Annotated in this window: 14 protein-coding genes, 1 pseudogene and 1 riboswitch; of the genes and pseudogenes, 7 read left to right on the plus strand and 8 right to left on the minus strand. The window is 74.4% G+C overall.

The window, feature by feature from the left end:
- The first annotated feature begins 6 nt into the window (after positions 1–6).
- A complete protein-coding gene (locus IF89_RS0108585; protein WP_030763590.1) occupies positions 7–801 on the plus strand; it encodes a helix-turn-helix domain-containing protein in 795 nt (264 codons plus the stop codon).
- Here IF89_RS0108585 and IF89_RS0108590 read toward each other — a convergent pair.
- The gene (locus tag IF89_RS0108590) at positions 787–1,203 is read right to left on the minus strand and encodes a hypothetical protein (RefSeq protein WP_030763593.1); all 417 of its coding nucleotides are present in this window, start codon (positions 1,201–1,203) and stop codon (positions 787–789) included. The genes IF89_RS0108585 and IF89_RS0108590 overlap by 15 nt on opposite strands.
- Before the next feature lie 260 nt (positions 1,204–1,463).
- Between IF89_RS0108590 and IF89_RS0108595 the strand changes: the two genes are divergently transcribed.
- Positions 1,464–2,489 carry a hypothetical protein gene (locus IF89_RS0108595; RefSeq protein ID WP_030763594.1) on the plus strand — a complete coding sequence of 342 codons (1,026 nt, stop codon included), beginning with the start codon at positions 1,464–1,466 and terminating at the stop codon, positions 2,487–2,489.
- 279 nt (positions 2,490–2,768) lie between these two features.
- The gene (locus IF89_RS0108600; RefSeq protein ID WP_107047223.1) at positions 2,769–4,283 is read left to right on the plus strand and encodes an NAD(P)/FAD-dependent oxidoreductase; all 1,515 of its coding nucleotides are present in this window, start codon (positions 2,769–2,771) and stop codon (positions 4,281–4,283) included.
- Positions 4,284–4,493: 210 nt separating this feature from the next.
- On the opposite strand, the gene IF89_RS0108605 is transcribed toward IF89_RS0108600, so the two are convergent.
- Entirely contained in the window at positions 4,494–5,339 is an 846-nt protein-coding gene (locus IF89_RS0108605; protein ID WP_030763600.1) for a bifunctional 5,10-methylenetetrahydrofolate dehydrogenase/5,10-methenyltetrahydrofolate cyclohydrolase, read from the minus strand.
- An 85-nt stretch (positions 5,340–5,424) separates the two neighbouring features.
- Positions 5,425–5,525, minus strand: a riboswitch (ZMP/ZTP riboswitch).
- A gap of 57 nt (positions 5,526–5,582) precedes the next feature.
- Between IF89_RS0108605 and IF89_RS0108610 the strand changes: the two genes are divergently transcribed.
- Together IF89_RS0108610 and IF89_RS37835 are read left to right on the plus strand one after the other, a co-directional pair.
- Complete coding sequence (locus tag IF89_RS0108610; RefSeq protein ID WP_030763603.1) at positions 5,583–6,344, plus strand: methyltransferase domain-containing protein; 762 nt, start codon at positions 5,583–5,585, stop codon at positions 6,342–6,344.
- A 216-nt stretch (positions 6,345–6,560) separates the two neighbouring features.
- Positions 6,561–8,074, plus strand: a pseudogene (locus IF89_RS37835) (RNA polymerase sigma factor).
- Between the two features lie 104 nt (positions 8,075–8,178).
- On the opposite strand, the gene IF89_RS0108620 reads toward IF89_RS37835, so the two are convergent.
- From IF89_RS0108620 to IF89_RS0108640, 5 genes are all read right to left on the minus strand, one after another.
- On the minus strand, positions 8,179–9,996 hold the full coding sequence (locus tag IF89_RS0108620; RefSeq protein ID WP_030763606.1) for a DUF2201 family putative metallopeptidase: 1,818 nt from the start codon (positions 9,994–9,996) through the stop codon (positions 8,179–8,181).
- Complete coding sequence (locus IF89_RS0108625) at positions 9,993–11,054, minus strand: ATP-binding protein (protein ID WP_030763609.1); 1,062 nt, start codon at positions 11,052–11,054, stop codon at positions 9,993–9,995. Before IF89_RS0108625 ends, IF89_RS0108620 begins: the two co-directional genes overlap by 4 nt.
- 141 nt (positions 11,055–11,195) lie before the next feature.
- Positions 11,196–12,569 (minus strand): amino acid permease, encoded by a 1,374-nt coding sequence (locus tag IF89_RS0108630; RefSeq protein ID WP_043193330.1) that lies wholly within the window; start codon positions 12,567–12,569, stop codon positions 11,196–11,198.
- Between the two features lie 76 nt (positions 12,570–12,645).
- On the minus strand, positions 12,646–14,808 hold the full coding sequence (locus IF89_RS0108635) for an alkaline phosphatase family protein (RefSeq protein WP_420706894.1): 2,163 nt from the start codon (positions 14,806–14,808) through the stop codon (positions 12,646–12,648).
- Positions 14,809–15,007: 199 nt separating this feature from the next.
- The gene (locus tag IF89_RS0108640) at positions 15,008–15,412 is read right to left on the minus strand and encodes a hypothetical protein (protein ID WP_030763617.1); all 405 of its coding nucleotides are present in this window, start codon (positions 15,410–15,412) and stop codon (positions 15,008–15,010) included.
- Positions 15,413–15,544: 132 nt separating this feature from the next.
- Here IF89_RS0108640 and IF89_RS0108645 point away from each other — a divergent pair, with 132 nt between their 5' ends.
- The gene (locus IF89_RS0108645; protein WP_030763620.1) at positions 15,545–16,321 is read left to right on the plus strand and encodes an MBL fold metallo-hydrolase; all 777 of its coding nucleotides are present in this window, start codon (positions 15,545–15,547) and stop codon (positions 16,319–16,321) included.
- The gene (locus tag IF89_RS0108650; RefSeq protein WP_043193333.1) at positions 16,318–16,968 is read left to right on the plus strand and encodes a DedA family protein; all 651 of its coding nucleotides are present in this window, start codon (positions 16,318–16,320) and stop codon (positions 16,966–16,968) included. Before IF89_RS0108645 ends, IF89_RS0108650 begins: the two co-directional genes overlap by 4 nt.
- A 189-nt stretch (positions 16,969–17,157) precedes the next feature.
- Here the strand turns inward: IF89_RS0108650 and IF89_RS0108655 are convergent, their stop codons facing one another.
- Positions 17,158–18,321, minus strand: coding sequence for an MBL fold metallo-hydrolase (locus IF89_RS0108655; protein ID WP_078628171.1), 1,164 nt, complete (start codon positions 18,319–18,321; stop codon positions 17,158–17,160).
- Between the last annotated feature and the right edge of the window lie 16 nt (positions 18,322–18,337).

Consider the following 18,337-nt stretch of genomic DNA (forward strand, 5'->3'; position numbering starts at 1 on the left):
ACGGCCATGACCACCTCGACACCCACCGTCGGCGCCCTGCTGCGCACCTGGCGGCAGCGGCGCGGGATCAGCCAGCTGGAGCTGGCGGGCCGCGCCGACTCCTCCTCCCGGCACATCAGCTTCATCGAGACCGGGCGGTCCCGGCCGAGCGAAGAGATGGTGCTGAGGCTCGCCGACCGCCTCGACGTCCCCGTGCGCGAGCGCAACGCCCTGCTGCTGGCGGCCGGTTACGCCCCGCACTACGCGCAGACCGCACTGGACGACCCGTCGATGGAGACCCTGCGCGAGGGCATCCAGCGCCTGCTGGCCGGGTACGAGCCCTACCCCGCGCTGGTGGTGGACGCCACCTACGACGTCGTCGCCGCCAACCGGGGCATCCTGATGCTGTTGGACGGCCTGCCGGAGCACCTGCTGACGCCGCCGCTGAACGCCATGCGGATCACCCTGCACCCGGAGGGCCTGGCCCCGCGGATCCGCAACCTGCGGGAGTGGCGCGGGCACCTGTTGGCCCAGATGGAGCGCCAGATCGCACTGGCCCGCTCCGAGCCGCTGCGCGCCCTGTACGAGGAGGTCTCCTGCTATCCGGTGGCGCAACGCCCCGGCGACGGCGCACCGCGGGAGCCCGTGCCTCACCTCGCGCTCCCGCTGGTCATCGAGCACGACGGCCACCTGCTGTCCTTCGTGTCGTCCATCGCGACCTTCAACACGCCGATGGACGTGACCGTCGCCGAGCTGGCCATCGAGACGATGCTCCCGGCCGACCCGGCGACGGTGAAGTACCTTCGCTCACTCGGCGACTGAACGCAGCGCGAGCTGCTGGAGCACGGCGAACCCGGCGACCGTGAGGGCCTGCACCGGGATCCACACGGCCCCCGTCGCGGTCGGCGACAACCACACGAGGAGGGCCAGCAGACTCAGGCCCGCCCAGGCGTAGTTGGTCTCCACCACGGCCTTCACGGCGAGCACCGGGGGCCGGTGGCGCGCGGCCAGCAGGCCGACGGCGGCCCCGTACAGGACCAGCAGCACGCCGAGGGCCAGGAGCAGCTCCTGCCCGACGCCGAGCAGCCGGCCCAGCGGCGCGGAGAGGGCGGCGTAGGCGAGGCCGTTGCCGGTGGTGACGACGGCGTCGAGGGCGAGGAATCGGCGCAGTGCGAGCAGCGGGACGGGGGTGCGGGCGAAACCGGCGAGCAGGGTCGCGGACATGGGGAGATCAGCCTCCGTCGAGGTCGAACGGCCAGGTGGGGACCGGGTTGCGGAGCCGAGTGCGCGGCTTTCGCAACCCGGTGCCGCCACTGTGCCGGGCACCCGAGGCGGGGGTCGATTACCTCCGGGGTCATGCCAACGGTTTTTGAGGTGGGCAGCAGGAAACATTGGGGTTCCCGTGGTTCGGCCGGGGGCGGCGGGCTAGGCTTCACGCAGCCCGTTCCACTCGAACGCCCTGTCGACAAATGGAGAATCAGCCGGTGCCAGCCGCCGCCCGACCCGATCTCGCCGCGATCTGGCGGCGCGTCGGGGCACTCGCGGAGCGGTGCGGCCAGGACCCGGCCGACGTGCTCGCGGTCGAGCGGCTGAGCCACCTGTCCGGCGTCGAACCCCTGCGCATCCCCCGGGTGGTGGCGGGCACGGCCGCCGAGGTACCGCTGGAGCGGCGGGTGCACGAGCGGTTCCGGCTGCTGCGCGCCACCCGCCGCGACAAACACGGCCGGGAATGGCCGCTCGCCGCCATCGCGCACGACTTCGACGCCCCCGGTGCCTCCCTCGGCCCGCTCAACGCGGGCACCGGGCTCCCCCGGCTCGGCCACGCGGCCGGTGTGCAGCGGTTCTTCGGCGTCTACGCCGGCTTCCTGCTGGCCGATTGCAAGAGCGCGGTGGAACGCGCCCTCGCCCTGTCCGTCACCACCGTCTCGGACGGGCGGGACGACCTGGAACACCTCTCCTACCTGACGGGCATCACGCCCCGAGCCATCCGGCAGACCCTCGACGGCAGGCCGCCCCGGCTCCCGCTGAAGGAGCAGGTGCGCCAGCGGTTCGAACACCTGCGGCGCACCCGGCCGCGGGCGGACGGCCAGGCCCACTCTCTGACGGCCATCGCCAGGTCCTTCGACGCGTCGGGGCAGTCCCTGACCCGTCTCGCCCAGGGCGAAGGCATGCCGAACCTGGCCGCGGCCGCCGGCATCCAACGCTTCTACGGCGTCGACGGCGGCTTCCTGCTCGCCGAGGACGCCGAGGCGCTCGCCACGGCCCTGGCACTCATCGAGGGCGAACTGGAGTGCGTGCAACGGGACCGGGAGAACCCGATGCTGGCCGTGCTGCGCGCCCATGACGTACGGAGCATCGTCACGCGGGCCGGCCGGCTGTCGCCCCAGGGCTGGAAGTCCCTGGCCGACCACTTGGACGACCTCCTCGCACGGGAGGGGCAGCTCGGACCTCCGGGCACGAAGGGCGGGGAGCCGACCGAGGGCGCCGCCGCCGAGGGGGAGACACCATGAGGACCACACGGGCCCTGCGCGAGCCGGCCTCCGAACCGCCGGCGCGCGCCCGCCCGAGGCCGCCGTCCGATGCCGGACGCGGGACCGGGGCCGCGCCCCGGCCGGCTCCCGCGCCCCTGCCCTCCTGCGCCCCGGGAGCAGCAGTTCCCCGGGGCGACCGCACGTACCACCTCCTCACTCGGCTGGGGAAGCCCGGTGCCACGCCGTGACCCGTACGAGCCGGTCGCCGCATCCTCACGCCGATGCCCCCAGCACGGCCCCGACAGAGAGCACGCCACGATGAACCAGTCCTCCCCGCCCCGCCACGCCGTCGTCATAGGCGGCAGTCTGGCCGGTCTCCTGGCGGCCGCTGTCCTCGCCGAGCACGCCACGGTCACCGTCATCGACGCCGACCCCCTGTCCGAGGGGCCGGCCCCGCGCCGCGGCCTCCCGCAGGCCCGGCACACCCACCTGCTGTGGTCGGGCGGCGCCCGGGCCATCGAGCGGATCCTGCCCGGCATCACCGAGGACTGGACCAAGGCCGGCGCCATCCGCCGCAGCCTGCCCACCGACCTGGTCACCAAGACCGCACAGGGCTGGATCCCGCGCTGCGGGGAGAAGCAGTTCAACATCTCCTGCAGCCGCGACCTGCTGGACTCGGTCGTCCGCGCCCGCGTCACCGCCCTCCCCGGGGTCTCGACCCTCCGGCGCAGCCGCGTCCGCGGCCTGGAGGGCACGGCGGGCCGGGTCACCGGCGTCCGGGTCGACACCCCCGAGGAGCAGGACCGGCTGGTCACGGCCGATCTCGTGGTCGACGCCAGCGGCCGCGGATCGCGCGCCCGGACGTGGCTGCAGGCGCTCGGCGTGAACGGCATCCGGCAGGCCCAGGTCGACTCCGGCCTGGTCTACGCCACCCGGATCTTCGAGGCGCCGGCCGGCGCGCACGAGATGGGCTTCCCCATCGTCAACGTGCAGTCCGACCCCCGGGTGCCGGTGCCCGGGCAGACGGCCACGATCGTGCCCATCGAGAACGGCCAGTGGCAGGCGACCCTGTCCGGCACCCGCGGCGGCCAGCCGACCGGAGACCCGGAGGCGTTCATCCCGTTCGCCAAGTCCGTCCGGGACCCGATCGTGGGCGAGCTCCTGGAGCACCGCAAGCCCCTCACCGACGTCGCCGTCACCCAGGGCACCGCCAACCGCCGGGTCTACTTCGAGAAGGCCGAGCTGCCCGACGGCTTCTTCGCCGTCGGCGACTCGGTCGCCACCTTCAACCCGCTGTACGGGCAGGGCATGACCGTGGCCGCCCAGGGCCTGCTGGCCGTGCGCGACCTGCTGCGGGCCAAGGGCCTCGCCCATCCGGGGATCGGCCGCGAGGCGCAGCGCGCCATAGCGCCCCAGGTCGCCACCGCCTGGGAGCTCGCCACCTCGCAGGACATCCTGTACCCGGGCGCCACCGGGATGAAGCCGCGCGCCGGCACCGGCCTGCTCAACGGCTACGTGAACCGGCTGATGACGGGGGCCACCACCGACGAGGCGCTCACCGCGGCCCTGTTCAACGTCCTCACCATGAGCATCGAGCCCACCCACTGGCTGCGCCCGTCGGTGGTCTGGCACGTGGCGCGCGCCTCCGACCGGGGCGCGCTGAAGGCCCCGCCGCTCACGGCCGCGGAGCGGGCCGTCGCCGGACTCGACCCGGCGCCGGGGACGAGAACCGGCGCAGGCACCGGCACCCCCGCCGGCCCGGCCGGCGGTGCACCCGGCGGTGAGGCCCGCGGTCCGGTCGGCCCGGCCGACCCCGTCGGGCAGGCCCGGTGAGCCGCGCGGCACCGCGGCCGGGGGACCGTCCGCGGCTGTCCGCGGGTCCCGCCGGCTGACCGCGGCCGTCCTCGGCCCGGCGGCCGCCGCGGCGGTCCGTGGCCGTCGACCCGCGGGGGAAGGCCTCGGGGAGGTCGGCACACGCGAACGCCCCGGCCCGGGTCCGGGGCGTCGCGCCGTGGTGGCGCGCCGGTCGGCGAGCGGGGCGGGTCAGAGGTCCGCGAGGTCCAGCCCGGCCTGCGCGGCCGCCGCCTGCACCGTCTGCTCCAGCAGGACGGCGATCGTCATGGGGCCGACCCCGCCCGGAACCGGCGTGATGAGGGAGGCCCGGGCCGCCGCCGACTCGAAGTGGACGTCGCCGACATTGCCCTCGTTGTATCCGGCGTCCAGGACCACCGCGCCGGGCTTGATGTCCTCGCCCCGGATGAATTCGGCCTTGCCGACGGCGGCGACCAGCACGTCCGCCTGGCGCACGATCGAGGAGAGGTCCCGGGTGCGGGAGTGGCAGTAGGTGACGGTGGCGTTCTGCTCCAGCAGCAGCATTCCGGCCGGCTTGCCCAGGATGGCGCTGCGGCCGACGACCACGGCGTGCTTGCCGGTCAGGTCCACATCGTACTCGGCGAGCAGGCGCATGATGCCGCCCGGCGTGCAGGAGACGAAGCCCGGCAGGCCGAAGCCCATGGCCGCGAAGGAGTGCATGGTGACGCCGTCGACGTCCTTGCCGGGGGCGATGGCCTCGAAGGCGGCGCGCTCGTCGATGTGGTGCGGTACGGGGTGCTGGAGCAGGATGCCGCTGATCCCGGGGTCCTCGGAGAGCGCCGTGATCGTCGCGACCAGTTCCTCGGTGGTGGTCGAGGCCGGCAGCTCCACGTGCCGGGAGGTGATCCCGGCCTTCGCGCAGCGGTTCTGCTTCATGCGGACGTAGGTGACGGAGGCGGGGTCCTCGCCGACCAGCACGGTCGCCAGACAGGGCGCGGTACCGGTGCGCTCGGTGATCCTCGCCGCGCGGGCGGCGGTCTGCTCCGAGATGCGGCGGGCGAGGGCGGTGCCGTCCATCAGGCGGGCGGTACCGGCGGCGGGAGCAGTCTGGGCAGTCGTCACGGGGTCTCCTGAACGTCGCTGCGGATCGCGGTCGCGGTTCGCGGTTCGCCCAGGCGCGCGGCAGTCGGCGTGCGGGAGGTCCCGGCACGCCGGGCCGCTCCCCGGTGGTCATCCACCCGAACGCCAGTCACGGCCCGCCGACCACTGTAGTCGACCAAACCGGTGGTCGCCCGGCGCCCGACCTGCGACGATCAGTACATGACGCGTACTTTCGACCATCTTGTCGCCGAGGCCGAGTCGGTCTCCGTGGACGGCTGGGACTTCTCCTGGCTCGACGGCCGCGCCACCGAGCAGCGTCCCTCCTGGGGCTACCAGCGCCTGATGGCCGAGCGCCTGGCGCAAGTCGGGTCGGCCCTGGACATCCAGACCGGCGGCGGGGAGGTCCTCGCCGGATCCGGCCCCCTCCCCCGCCTGATGGCGGCCACGGAATCCTGGCCGCCCAACATCGAGCGGGCGACCAGACTGCTGCACCCGCTGGGCGCGGTGGTGGTCGCGGATGCCGACGAACCGCCCCTGCCCTTCGGCGACGAGGCCTTCGAGCTCGTGACCAGCCGGCACCCGGTGACCATCTGGTGGGACGAGATCGCCCGCGTGCTCGCCCCGGGCGGCACGTACCTCTCGCAGCAGGTCGGCCCGGCGAGCGTCTTCGAACTCGTCGAGTACTTCCTCGGGCCGCAGCCCGAGGACGTCCGGCGCAGCCGGCACCCCGACGACGCGGTCGCGGACGCCACGCAAGCGGGTCTGGAGGTGGTCGACCTGCGCTCCGAGCGGCTGCGCACCGAGTTCCACGACATCGGAGCCGTGATCTACTTCCTGCGGAAGGTGATCTGGATGGTGCCCGGCTTCACGGTCGGGCAGTACCGGGACCGCCTGCGCGAGCTGCACGAACGGATCGAGCGCGAGGGCCCGTTCGTCGCGCACACCGCCCGCTTCCTGATCGAAGCCCGCAAGAAGGCCTGACGCGCGGGGGCGGACGGATCCACGCCGGATCCGGTTGCCCGGTCGCAGCGTGGCGCAGGTCACTCAATTCAGCGCGTAACGAATCTACTCGGGCATGCGATGAACCGACAGGTGTCCTCGCGCGGCCCGGAATACAGACCCTCCTCGGGTCTGTTTCCCGAGTTCGCGCGATGATGTCCCGCCGACCCCCTATCTGCTCGCAACGAGAGGCTCCTTGTGTCGCTCAGCCCGTCCCGTACGTTCCCTCCGGAGATCGCCGAATCCGAGGCCCTCGTCGCGCTCGTCGAGCGCGGCCGCGAGCAGGGTCACATCAACGGTGACGACGTGCGCCAGGCCTTCGAGGCCGGCCGCATCCCGGTGGACCAGTGGAAGCGGGTCCTGCGCAGCCTGAACCAGGTCCTCGACGAGGAGGGTGTCGCCCTTCACGTCAGCGCGGCCCCCGCCACCAAGGCCGCCGCCAAGAAGCCCCGCAAGGCTGCCGCCGCCCCCGCCCGTACCGTGGCCAAGAAGGCCGCCGCCGCGCCCCGCCCCATCGGTGCCCGCAAGACCGCCGCCCCGGCCGCGGCCACCGCGGTCACGTCCACGGCCTCGGCGATATCCGCTCCGTCGGCCGCCGCGGCTGCGGAGGCGGCGGTGCCGGCCGAGACCGCCGCCGAGCCGAAGAAGCGCACGGTCAAGAAGACCGCAGCCAAGAAGACCGCCGTGAAGAAGACCGCGGCGGCGAAGAAGACCAGCGCCAAGGACGCCGACGAGGGCGAGACCCCGGCCGTCGAGGGCGAGGACTGGGCGGCCGAGGACCTCGTCGACGAGGCCGAGGAGGAGGCCCCCAAGGCCGGCGCGCAGGGCTTCGTGCTCTCCGACGAGGACGAGGACGACGCCCCGGCGCAGACGGTCATGGTGGCCGGTGCCACTGCGGACCCGGTCAAGGACTACCTCAAGCTCATCGGCAAGGTGCCTCTCCTCAACGCCGAGCAGGAGGTCGAGCTCGCCAAGCGCATCGAGGCCGGCCTCTTCTCCGAGTACAAGCTCGAAGAGGAGGAGGACCACAAGCCCGCCTTCAAGCGTGAGCTGGAGATCCTCGTCGAGGACGGCCGCCGCGCCAAGAACCACCTGCTGGAGGCCAACCTCCGCCTCGTGGTCTCCCTCGCCAAGCGCTACACCGGCCGCGGCATGCTCTTCCTGCCACGTGGTGGATCCGGCAGGCGATCACGCGCGCCATGGCCGACCAGTCGCGCACCATCCGCATCCCCGTCCACATGGTCGAGATCATCAACAAGCTCGCCCGTGTGCAGCGCCAGATGCTCCAGGACCTGGGCCGCGAGCCCACGCCGGAGGAGCTGGGCAAGGAACTCGACATGACCCCCGAGAAGGTCATCGAGGTCCAGAAGTACGGCCGCGAGCCGATCTCGCTGCACACTCCGCTGGGTGAGGAGGGCGACAGCGAGTTCGGTGACCTCATCGAGGACTCCGAGGCGGTCGTCCCGGCCGACGCCGTCAGCTTCACCTTCCTCCAGGAGCAGCTCCAGTCCATCCTGGGCACCCTCTCGGAGCGCGAGGCGGGCGTGGTCTCCATGCGCTACGGCCTCAACGACGGCCAGCCCAAGACCCTCGACGAGATCGGCCGCGTGTACGGGGTGACCCGCGAGCGCATCCGCCAGATCGAGTCGAAGACCATGTCGAAGCTGCGCCACCCGTCACGTTCGCAGGTCCTGCGCGACTACCTCGACTGAGCCGACCCCGTCCGCAACGCCCCCGCCCCGCGATCCCGCGGGCCGGGGGCGTCGTGCGTGGTTCTTCCTCGCCCTGCAGCGGCTGCCGGCGGGCGTGATGGCGGTCAGGTGAGGCGGAAGACCGGGCCTCTCGGGGTGAAGGGGAGGGAGGCGCCCTGGGGGATCAGGTAGGCGTGTTCGCGGCGGATGCGCAGGGTGTCGCACCAGCCGTCCGTGATCACCAGCAGGGGTGCCGCGGGCGGGAAGTCCTCGGCCCGCTGCAACAGGTCGACGCCCGGCTGGAGCATCGTGCCGCCGCGGCCGCGGACCCGGACCCGGCCCGCGATCTCGGTCGGCGGGACGTAGCCGGCGTCGTACGGGGCCGCGTCGCAGAACACCACGCGCGCCGCCGGGACGTCGCGGGCCTCGGCGTACGAGGCGATCGCGCCGAGCGCCTTGCCGAGCAGGGCGGCGTTCATCGATCCGGAGGTGTCGAGCACCACGCCGAAGGTGCAGCGGGCGACCTCCTCGGGCGGGAAGTGGCGGCCCGCCCGCGGGATGTCCGGGGTGGAGGCCTGGCGGCGCGCCGGGCGGGCGTAGGACCGTACGGCCTGCGGCCTCGGCACGTACTCGTCGAACCAGCGGGCGAGCCGGGCGTCCCACGGCACCGGGGGGTGGGCCAGGGCCCGGATCTCCTGGACCAGCCCGGCGGGCAGCAGGCCGCGCCCGCCGCGGACGTGCAGGTCGAAGCCCTGCACGAGGCCGCGGCGGTAGAACTCGTCGAGGTCGGTGTACGGGCGCCCCGCGCCGTGCGCGAGCGGCTCGCCCAGGATGTCCCCGGCCCCCTTGCCGCGCAGGGTGGCCAGGCGGCGCATCCGGCGCAGGTCGGTGGCGATCCGGTCGTACACCTCCTCGACGGACAGGCCGCGCAGCGCCGGGTCGTGCAGCAACCCCTCGGGCATGCTGCCGATCCGCATCTCCAGCAGCCAGTCGTTGACCACGTAGTCGGCGGCGACGTTGTGCAGGTACGGGTCGCGGGGGCCGCGGCGCTCGCCGTGGCGGAGCGCGGCGTGCAGCATCTCGTGGGCCAGGATGAACCGCCACTCCTCGTCCTCGAAGGTGCGCAGCGGGTTGATGTAGATCTCCCCGGCGGTGGCGCTGACGGCGGCGATGGAGATGCCCTGGGCGCGGGCCAGCTCGGCGTCGGCGACGACGGTCAGGCCGGCGGCGAGCCCGCCGAGCAGCGGGTACGAGGACACGAACCAGTTCAGGGCCCGGTCCCAGGGGCGCTGGGCGATGCGCTCCCCGGTGGTCCGGTCGCGCCGGCCGCCGGCCACGTCCATGGCGGCGGAGACGCTGCGCGTGAGGGCGGCGGCGAAGACGGCCTGCCAGTCGGGTACGGCGGAGTTCCAGGTCCGCCAGGGGACGAGGACCTGGTCGGGGTGGTCGCCGGCGGTGCCGCAGTGCTCGTAGGCGGCCGGGATGCCGTCGCGGCGCCAGCGGGCGGCGAGCTCGTCCTCGTCGCCGCCGGGGTACTGGGCGGGCAGGTGGTCCGGGGCACGGCCGACGGGGAAGGTCAGCAGGAAGCGGTTGACGACCGCGCAGCGGGCGGCGAGGTCGAAGCGGTCCGGCTGGTCCCGGTCCTCCTCCTCGGCCGCCGGCACATGGCCGAAGCCCAGGTGGAGCAGGGCGTGGGCGAGCGCCCACGCCCACTCGCGCGGGTCGGCGCGCCGGGTGGGGTGGGCGTGGACGACGCCGTTGGACGTGACGGCCGCCAGTCCGCCGGCCGGGGACTGCCGGCATCCGTTCTCCCGGCAGACCGTGGCGTCCAGGGCCCCGAGGGCCGGGTTCTGCCTGACCTTGGCCAGTCCTTCGGCGAAGGCCCGGGTGGCGGGGTCCGGGTCGGCGGCGGCCTTCGTCCGGGCCTTGCCGCTGCGGCTCACCGGCGGGCCTCGACCAGGCGGGGCATGTCGCGGGCGGCCTCGATGAGGAACCAGCCCGGCAGTACGGGCCGGCCGTCGGGGTCGTCGGCGATGACGGTCTGGGCGACCTCGACGGAGATCTCGGCGAGCTGGACGAGGAGCGACTTGAAGCGGTGGGTGTGCTGGCGCAGGGCGGGCGAGACGTGCTCCTTGCGTGCCGGGAGCTCCTTCAGCAGACGGCCCCGGAAGGCCTCCGCGAGGTAGTAGAGCAGGTCGCGGTCCTGGAGCCGGGCGGGCCAGGAGGCGTCGCCCTTCAGGATGGCCTCGATGCCGAAGGTGTGCCGGACGATCTTGGCGTAGCCGCAGAAGGAGACGGCGTGCGCGGGGGTGAGGGTGCCGTGCGCGACCACCTTGAGGGTCTGCTCGTCCAGGTCCGCGCCGAAGGAGTGCAGGGCGTCGGAGAGCATGTGCCAGGAGCGGGGGGTGGAGAAGGGCTCCTCGGTCTTCGGCGGCTGCGACCAGAGGTGGTCGGGGCGGTCGGTGAGGTAGTCGGTCACCCACGGGTGGATGCCGTGCTCTCCCGCCCACACCAGCCAGTCCTGTGCGGACGCCTGGAGGTGGACGTGGGTGAGGCGGTTGACCAGGGCGGAGGCGATGGGACGGGCCAGCGCGTTGTCCGTGGCGCGGTTGCCCGCGCCGATGACGATGGAGCCGGGGGGCAGCTCGTAGGAGCCGATCCTGCGGTCGAGGATCAGCGAGTAGAAGGCCTTCTGGACGTCCGGGCCCGCGGCGTTGAGTTCGTCGAGGAAGAGACAGTACGGCTCGTCACGGGCGATGGCCTCGGGCGGGCAGAAGACGGAACGGCCGTCGCGGATCTGCGGTACGCCGATCAGGTCCTCGGGGGCGAGCTGCGTGCCGAGGAGGCTGACGCACTCCAGGCCGAGGGAGTCGGCGAACTTCCGTACGAGCGACGACTTTCCGATGCCGGGCGCCCCCCAGAGGAACACGGGCCGGACAGTGGCGAGGCCGAGCAGCAGTTCGGGGAGCCGGGCGGGGGTGACGGTGACGGCGGCCTGCACGGGTGCGGAAGTCCTTCGGGGTGGGACGGTGGCGGGTGGTGCGGTCAGTCTGGCCGCACCACCCGCCGTCCGGCATCCGGTTTTCTCCCCGGTCGGGCGGCGTCCGCCTGTCACCCGGCCGGGCGGGCGCCCCTTCTCCGGTCAGGCGGGCGTCCGCTGCCTGCGCGCGGCCATGACGGCGTAGACGGCGACGCCCCCGAAGAGGAACAGCACGCCCTGGTAGACGGCCGCGTAGCCGGAGCCGGCCACCAGCCACATCGAGAAGCCGAACGCCAGGGCGGCGAGGGCGCCGTCGCGGGCCAGGCGTCCGCGGTGGACCCGCTCTCCCCGGCCGGAGAGCAGGAAGTAGAGCTGCGCGGCGGTCGACAGGAGGTAGGGGACGGTCGCGGTGAAAGTGGTGACGAGGACCAGGATCTCGAAGACTCCGTCGGAGCCGGCCGTGTAGTTGTAGACGGTCAGGGCGGAGGCCAGGGAGGTCGTGACGACGACGCCGACCACGGGGACGCCGCGCCGCTTGGTCTCGAAGGCACGCGGGAAGAGCCCGTCCTTGGCGGCGGCGTACGGGGTCTGGGCGCTGAGCAGGGTCCAGCCGTTGAGGGCGCCCGCCATGGAGATGACGGCGGCGCAGGCGACGAGGGTGCCGCCCCAGGTGCCGCCGAACATGGCGTTCACGGCGTCGGTGAACGGGGCTTCGGAGGTGACGAGCTTCTCGTGCGCGACGAGTCCGAAGACGGACAGGGTGCCGAGCAGGTAGACGACGGCCGCGCCGGCGGTGCCGAGGATGGTGGCCCGGCCGACGTTGCGGGCGGGGTCGCGGACCTCCCCGGCGCTGACGGCGGCCGACTCCACGCCGAGGTAGCTGAAGAGGAGGATCGCCGCGGAGGCGGAGAGGGCGCCGGCCGGGCTCTGGCCGGTGGCCTGGAAGGGGCCGAGGTTGGCGGGGTCGAAGAAGAACAGGCCGCCGACGGCGACGAGCATCAGCGGGGCGAACTTCAGGACGGTGGCGATGAGTTGGACGGCGCCGACGTAGCGGGTGCCGGCGAGGTTGGCGAGCGCGGGCAGCCACTGCATGGCCAGGGCGGCCAGGCACATGGACCACTTGTGCGCGCCGATGGCCGGGAAGAGGACGCAGAGGTAGCCGACGGACGCCACGGCGAGGGCCGCGTTCGACACCCAGGAGGTGATCCAGTAGCTCCAGGCGGCGAGGAAGCCGGCGAAGTCGCCGAAGGCGGCGCGGGCGTAGACGTACGGGCCGCCGGTCTGCGGGTGCCGGTGGGCGAGGCGGCCGAAGACGAGCGCGAGGGCGATGGCGCCGAGGGTGAGCACGGCGAAGGCGAGAAGGCTGATGGTGCCGAAGGGGGCGACCGAGGCCGGGAGGAGGAAGATTCCGCCGCCGATGATGTTGCCCATGACCAGACAGGTCGCAATGGGGAGGCCAAAGCGCCGCGCGTGCGGGTCGCGGCCCCGCTCGGGGGGTGCGGTGGCCTCGGCGGGCAGGGCTGCGGTGCTGGTCATCGGTGGTGCGCCTCGGGTCGTCTCACATGGTGGGCGGGGTCGACACATGGTCGGCCACCGTGCGGGGTGCACCAAATCAGCGGGTTTCGTCCCGTGCGGGCAGGCTTTCGGAAGGAAGGATTCCGCTGATGCGGCCGTCCGGCGGGGAATTCTCCGGCACCCCCGGCGCGGGCGCCTCGCCGGCAACCGCCCCGGCCCGGACCGCCTCCGCCGGGCCGGCCGCCACCTCCGACGGGCCGCCGGCCGCCACCTCCGCGAGGCCCCGGTCCGCCACCTCCGCGAGCCTGCCCGTCGCCGCGGCCACCGGTACCTGCGGGCCGTCCGCCTCCCGCAGCCAGCGCCGCAGCACGCGGTGCACCGCCTCCGCGCCGACCAGTTCGCCCCCCGGGTCCGACAGCTCCGCGGGCCACATCAGGAACGGCCGCCCCTGCTCCCCTCCGAGGCCTCCGTGCGAGCCGATCTGCTCCTCGAAGGCGTGCACCGCGCCCGTCTCCGGGTCGTACGCCGAGTTCACCATGATGTCGGCCACGTGCGGGAAGGCGTCGGTCCGCCGCACGGCCGCGGCCGCGCCGGGACCGAAGGCTGCGAGCAGCTCCTCCGCCTCGCCGGGCGCGTCCAGCCGGGCCTGCGCCCCGCCGGGGCCCAGCACCACCCCGTCCACCAGCAGGAAGCCGACGCCGGGATGGTTCGCCAAGGTCGCCAGGAGCGCCGGGTGCATGCGCTCGATGCGGTCCCGGGAGGCCCGGCCGGGGACGTCGGGGAAGGAGATCAGGGCGAGGTTGCCCGACGCCAGCACCACCGGGTCGGAGCCCGGCCCCGGCCGCGCCTCCTCGTCCTCCTCCACCGGCCGGTGCAGGGCGGCCAGCACCGCGGCGCGGGCCTCGGCCCCGCTGCGGGTACGACCGGCCCGACGGGAGACGGGCAGTCCGCAGCCCGCCCGCACCAGGTCCTTCAGAGTCAGTCCGTACCGTGCCAGGAAGGTCTCCCCCGGGCTCTGGCCGTGGTCGGACAGCAGCACGATCCGGTAGGGGCGCGGTGCGTGCTCGGCGACCCGGGCGAGCAGCGCGAGGCTGCGGTCGAGGCGTTCCAGGACCTGGTCGGCGTCCCGGCCGCGCGGGCCCGAGTGGTGCGCGACCTCGTCGTAGGCGACGAGGTCGGCGTAGACCGCGGAGCGCCCGGCGAGCATGTCGCCGATCACGGCCGCGACCACCACGTCCCGTTCGACCACGGTCGCGAAGGCCCGGATGAGCGGGTAGAGGCCGCCGCGCGACACCCGGGGCCGGTCCCCTCGGATCCGCGACCGCAGGGACTGGCAGATCTCCCGTGCCGCGTCGGCGACGAAGGACAGCGCGGTGCGGACGGCGTTGGCCGGATCGGAGAAGTACGCGAAGTAGCCGGCGCGGGAGCGGTTGGCCCGGCCCCGCCGCGCCGAGACCGACAGGACGAGCGCCAGCTGGTCCGCCCCGCCGCTGAAGAGGTTGCCGCGGCTGGCACCGTCGAGGGTGAGCAGTCCGCCGTCCCCGGTGCGTTCGACGGCCCGTCGCTGGAGTTCCGCGGCGCTGGTGGGCCGGTTGCAGACCATCACCTCGCGGGTGTCCTTCTCGTACCAGCGGAAGGCCGGCACGTCGAAGGTCGAGCCGTGCAGGATGCCGAGCTGGCTGGCGCCGGTCTGGCTGGACCAGTCCGTGGACCAGGGCGTGACGCGGTGGCCGCGCTCCAGCCAGCCCGCGACGGTGGGCATCAGTGCACGGTTGCACGCCTCGCGCAGCACGTCGTGGCCGACTCCGTCGAGCTGGAGGACCAGCAGTCCGGGGGCGGGCGGCCCGGTCCGGGGCGCGGCGCCGGAGTTCTGCCGCCGGCGCCGCCGGTCGGCGAGCCGGTAGAGCCGGCGCCGGTAGGCCCCGTCGTCGCGCACGGCGAGCGCGGTGGACGTCGCCGAGGCCACCGCGGACATCACGGCCGCCACGACGACCGCGGTCTCGGGGGCGGCCTCGCCCCGCCCCTCGGGGATCAGTCGGAGGGCGAGCAGCAGGAACGAGCCGTTCAGGAAGAAGACGAGCAGCCCGAGCACGAGGGCCGGCACGAGCAGCAGGGCCCGCACGAGCACGGGCCACACCAGGGCGCTCAGCAGGCCGAAGGCGCCTGCGCCCCAGGCTGCGGTGAGGCCGATGCGCGTGATGCTGTCGCCGTTGCCGGACTGGAGCCGGAAGTCCGGCAGGATCCCGGCCAGGGCCAGCATCGTGAGGGTGGACACCGCCCAGACGAGGAGCACCCGGACCAGGGCACGGCCCGTGGTCCGCCACCGTCGTCGCCGCACCGTGCCACCCCCTGGGTCGTCTCCGGCCTCCAGGCTCGCACAGCGGCGCTCGCCCGGCCGGGTGACCGGGAGGGGATCGCGGCCGGGATCGGGGGTCGGGAAGGGATCGGGGCGGTGCGGGTCAGGTGCCGTCGTAGCCTGCGGTCGGCATGGACAGCCGCCGGTGCACCTCGGCCTTCATCCCGGAGGTGTACCGGGGCTCTTCGTGGCCGGCGGTCTCCAGGCGGATGCCGCGCCGCTCGCACTCGGCGGTGAACTCCTCCACGCAGCGCAGCGCCCGGGCCAGGACCCGCTGGTTGGCGGCGACGAAGAGGTCGACCCGCGCGGCGTCGATGTCGGACCAGAACCCGCAGTGGTCCGCACGCAGTCCGTACACGAGCAGTTGCTTGATCACGACGTGGCCCCGCTCGGCCGCCCAGCGGGCGCACACCGCGTACTGGCCGCGGGTGTCCACGGCGAAGGGGTCGGCATCCAGGTCTTCGAGCGGGGCCAGGCTCGCGATCGCGGCCACGCGCAACTCTTCCATGCCGCCGGACCCTACTCCGATCCGCCGCCCGAGAGGAGGGGGTGCCGGGTTCCCGTTCCGAAGCGGTGGCGACGGCGTCCGGCCCGGCATGATGGGGAGGGGGTCCGGCGGGCGACGAGGGAGGGCGGGGCGGTGGCGGTGGAGATCACCTGGTGGGGTCATGCGACGTGCACCGTCGAGGATTCCGGGGTGCGGCTGCTGACGGACCCGCTGTTCGCGCGGCGGCTCGCGCACCTGCGGCGGCGGCGCGGGGCGCTCCCGCCGCCCGGGGCGGCGGTGGCGGACGTGGTGCTGGTGTCGCACCTGCACGCCGATCACCTGCACCTGCCGTCGCTGGGACGGCTGGCGCCGGGAACTCGGTTGCTGGTGCCGCGCGGTGCGCGGCGGGCGGTCCCGGCACTGGCACGGCTCGCCGCGCTGCGCGGGCTGGTGGTGACGGAGACGGCGCCGGGCGAGGAGGTCCGCGTCGGGGACGGGGTACGGGTCCGGGCCGTCAGTGCCCGGCACGACGGACGGCGGCTGCCGTTCGGCCCGCATCGCGCGCCGGCCCTCGGGTATGTCGTGCAGGGCGCGGCACGGACGTACTTCGCCGGGGACACCGGGCCGTTCGACACGATGGCCGAGGAGGTGGGCCCGGTGGACGTGGCCCTGCTGCCGGTGGGCGGCTGGGGTCCGTACCTGGGGTCCGGGCACCTGGACGCCGGGCGGGCGGCGCGTGCGCTGGCGCAGCTGGCACCGGCGGCCGCGGTGCCGGTGCACTACGGGACGTACTGGCCCGTCGGGATGGACGCGGTGCGGCCGCACGAGTTCCACGCGCCGGGCGGGGAGTTCGAGCGGCTGGCCCGGCAGTTCGCGCCGAAGGTGGCCGTGCGGGTGCCGGACCACGGGGAGCGGGTGCGGCTGCCGTGACGCTGCGCGACCTCACGGCGGTGGCGGCGGCGGGAGCCGGACAGGTGCCGCCGGAGACCACCCAGCAGGCGGTGGGCTACCCGGCGCTGTTCGTGCTGGTGGCGCTGGGAGCGCTGGTGCCGGTCATCCCGACCGGGGCACTGGTGAGTTCGGCGGCGGTGGTGGCCTTCCACCACCAGTCGCCGTACGGGGTGTTGCTCGTCTTCGCGGTGTCGGCTCTGGCGGCCTTCACCGGCGACCTCTCGCTGTACTGGCTCGGGCAGCGCGGAGTGCGCTCACGGGGCGGCTCCCGGTGGCTGGAGGCGTTGCGCGGCCGCGCCGCACCCGAACGCCTGGAGCAGGCGCAGACCGGGCTCGACGAGCACGGGGTCACGGTGCTGGTGCTCTCCCGGCTGGTGCCGGCGGGCCGGATCCCGGTGATGCTGGCCTGCCTGCTGGCGGAGCTGCCGCTGCGCCGGTTCGCCCGCGGGGACGGCCCCGCGTGCCTGGCCTGGGCGGCCACGTACGGGCTGATCGGGATCCTGGGCGGCTCGCTGTTCTCCGAGCCGTGGAAGGGCGTCGCCCTGGCGGTCGGCCTGGCCGTGCTGATCAGCGCGGGCCCCGCGGCCTGGCGCCGCCTGCGTCCGGGGCCGGCTGACACACCCTGAGGGCCTTTCACGAAGCGTGTCCGGCCGGCCGGAGCATCACCGGTTCCACCGGCGCACCTGCACGGCTCAGGCCGGTACGGGCGTGCGGGTCAGGGCCGGAGGAGGCGCCGGCCACTCCCGTGCCCGCAGCCGGGCCGCGGCGGGGGCCGGACCGCACGGACGGGCGGGTTCCCGAGGGTGTCGCGCAGGTCAGGCCGGACCGGGTCCGGTGGGCGGCTCCGGGGCCGCGGCGGCCTCCGCGTCCGGGGCGGGACCGGGGTCGGGCTCCGGGTCCGGGAGGGTGCGTGAGGCGCCGACCGGGAGGTCCCACAGATCCTCGCGGGGCAGTCCGGCGCGCGACCAGGCGGCCCGGGTGCGGTGCAGGGGTTCCATGACCGGTTCGGCGGAGAGCACGAAGGCCGCCCAGTGCATGGGGGCCATCCGCCGGGCCCCGAGGTCGAGACAGGCCTGGACGGCTTCTTCCGGGTCGGCGTGCACGTCGCCGAGCCACCAGCGGGGCGCGTAGGCACCGACGGGCAGCAGCGCGAGGTCGATGCCGGGGTGGCGGCGGCCGATCTCGCGGAACCACCGGCCGTAGCCGGTGTCGCCCGCGAAGTAGACCTTCCTCGGGGCCGGGCTGCGGGTGTCGGTGAGGATCCACCCGCCCCACAGGGACCGGCAGGTGTCGGTCAGGGACCGCTTCGACCAGTGGTGGGCGGGCACGAACTCGAAACGCACGCCGTCCAGTTCGGCCGCCTCCCACCAGTCGAGGTCGGTGACCCGGGTGAAGCCGCGGCGGCGGAACCAGCCCGCGAGGCCCGCCGGGACGAAGACGGCCGTGTCCCGGGGCAGCCGCCTGAGCGTGGGCGCATCGAGGTGGTCGTAGTGGTTGTGGCTGATCACGACCGCGTCCACGGCCGGGAGGTCCTCCCACGGGACCCCTACGGGCGTCATCCGGGCCGGGGTGCCGAGGATGCGCCGGGACCAGACCGGGTCGGTCAGCACGGTCAGCCCGCCGGTCCGTACGACCCAGCTGGCGTGTCCGACCCAGGTGACGGACACCTGGCCGGGGGCCGTGGGGGGCAGCGGGCCCGGCGCGTACGGCAGGTCCGGGATGCCGCGCAGGCCCTCCGGGCCGGGGCGGAAGGCGCCCTCGCGGGCGAGCCGGGCGAAAGCGCGGACGCCGGGGAGCGGGGTGGTCAGCCGGTCCGCGAACGAGCGGGGCCAGCGGCGGTGCGCACCGAGCGGGCGCGGTGCGGACGGCGGCGGGGCCGATCGGGCGCCTGCGGCCGGACGCCCGGGCCCCGGGGCGGATGCGGCCGCGGACGGCGTGGCCGGGGCGGGTGCGGGGGCGGCGTCCGTCCGGTCCCTCATCGAGCGTCTCCGTTCA

The organism is Streptomyces sp. NRRL F-2664 (genome assembly GCF_000719345.1).
Classification (GTDB): domain Bacteria; phylum Actinomycetota; class Actinomycetes; order Streptomycetales; family Streptomycetaceae; genus Streptomyces.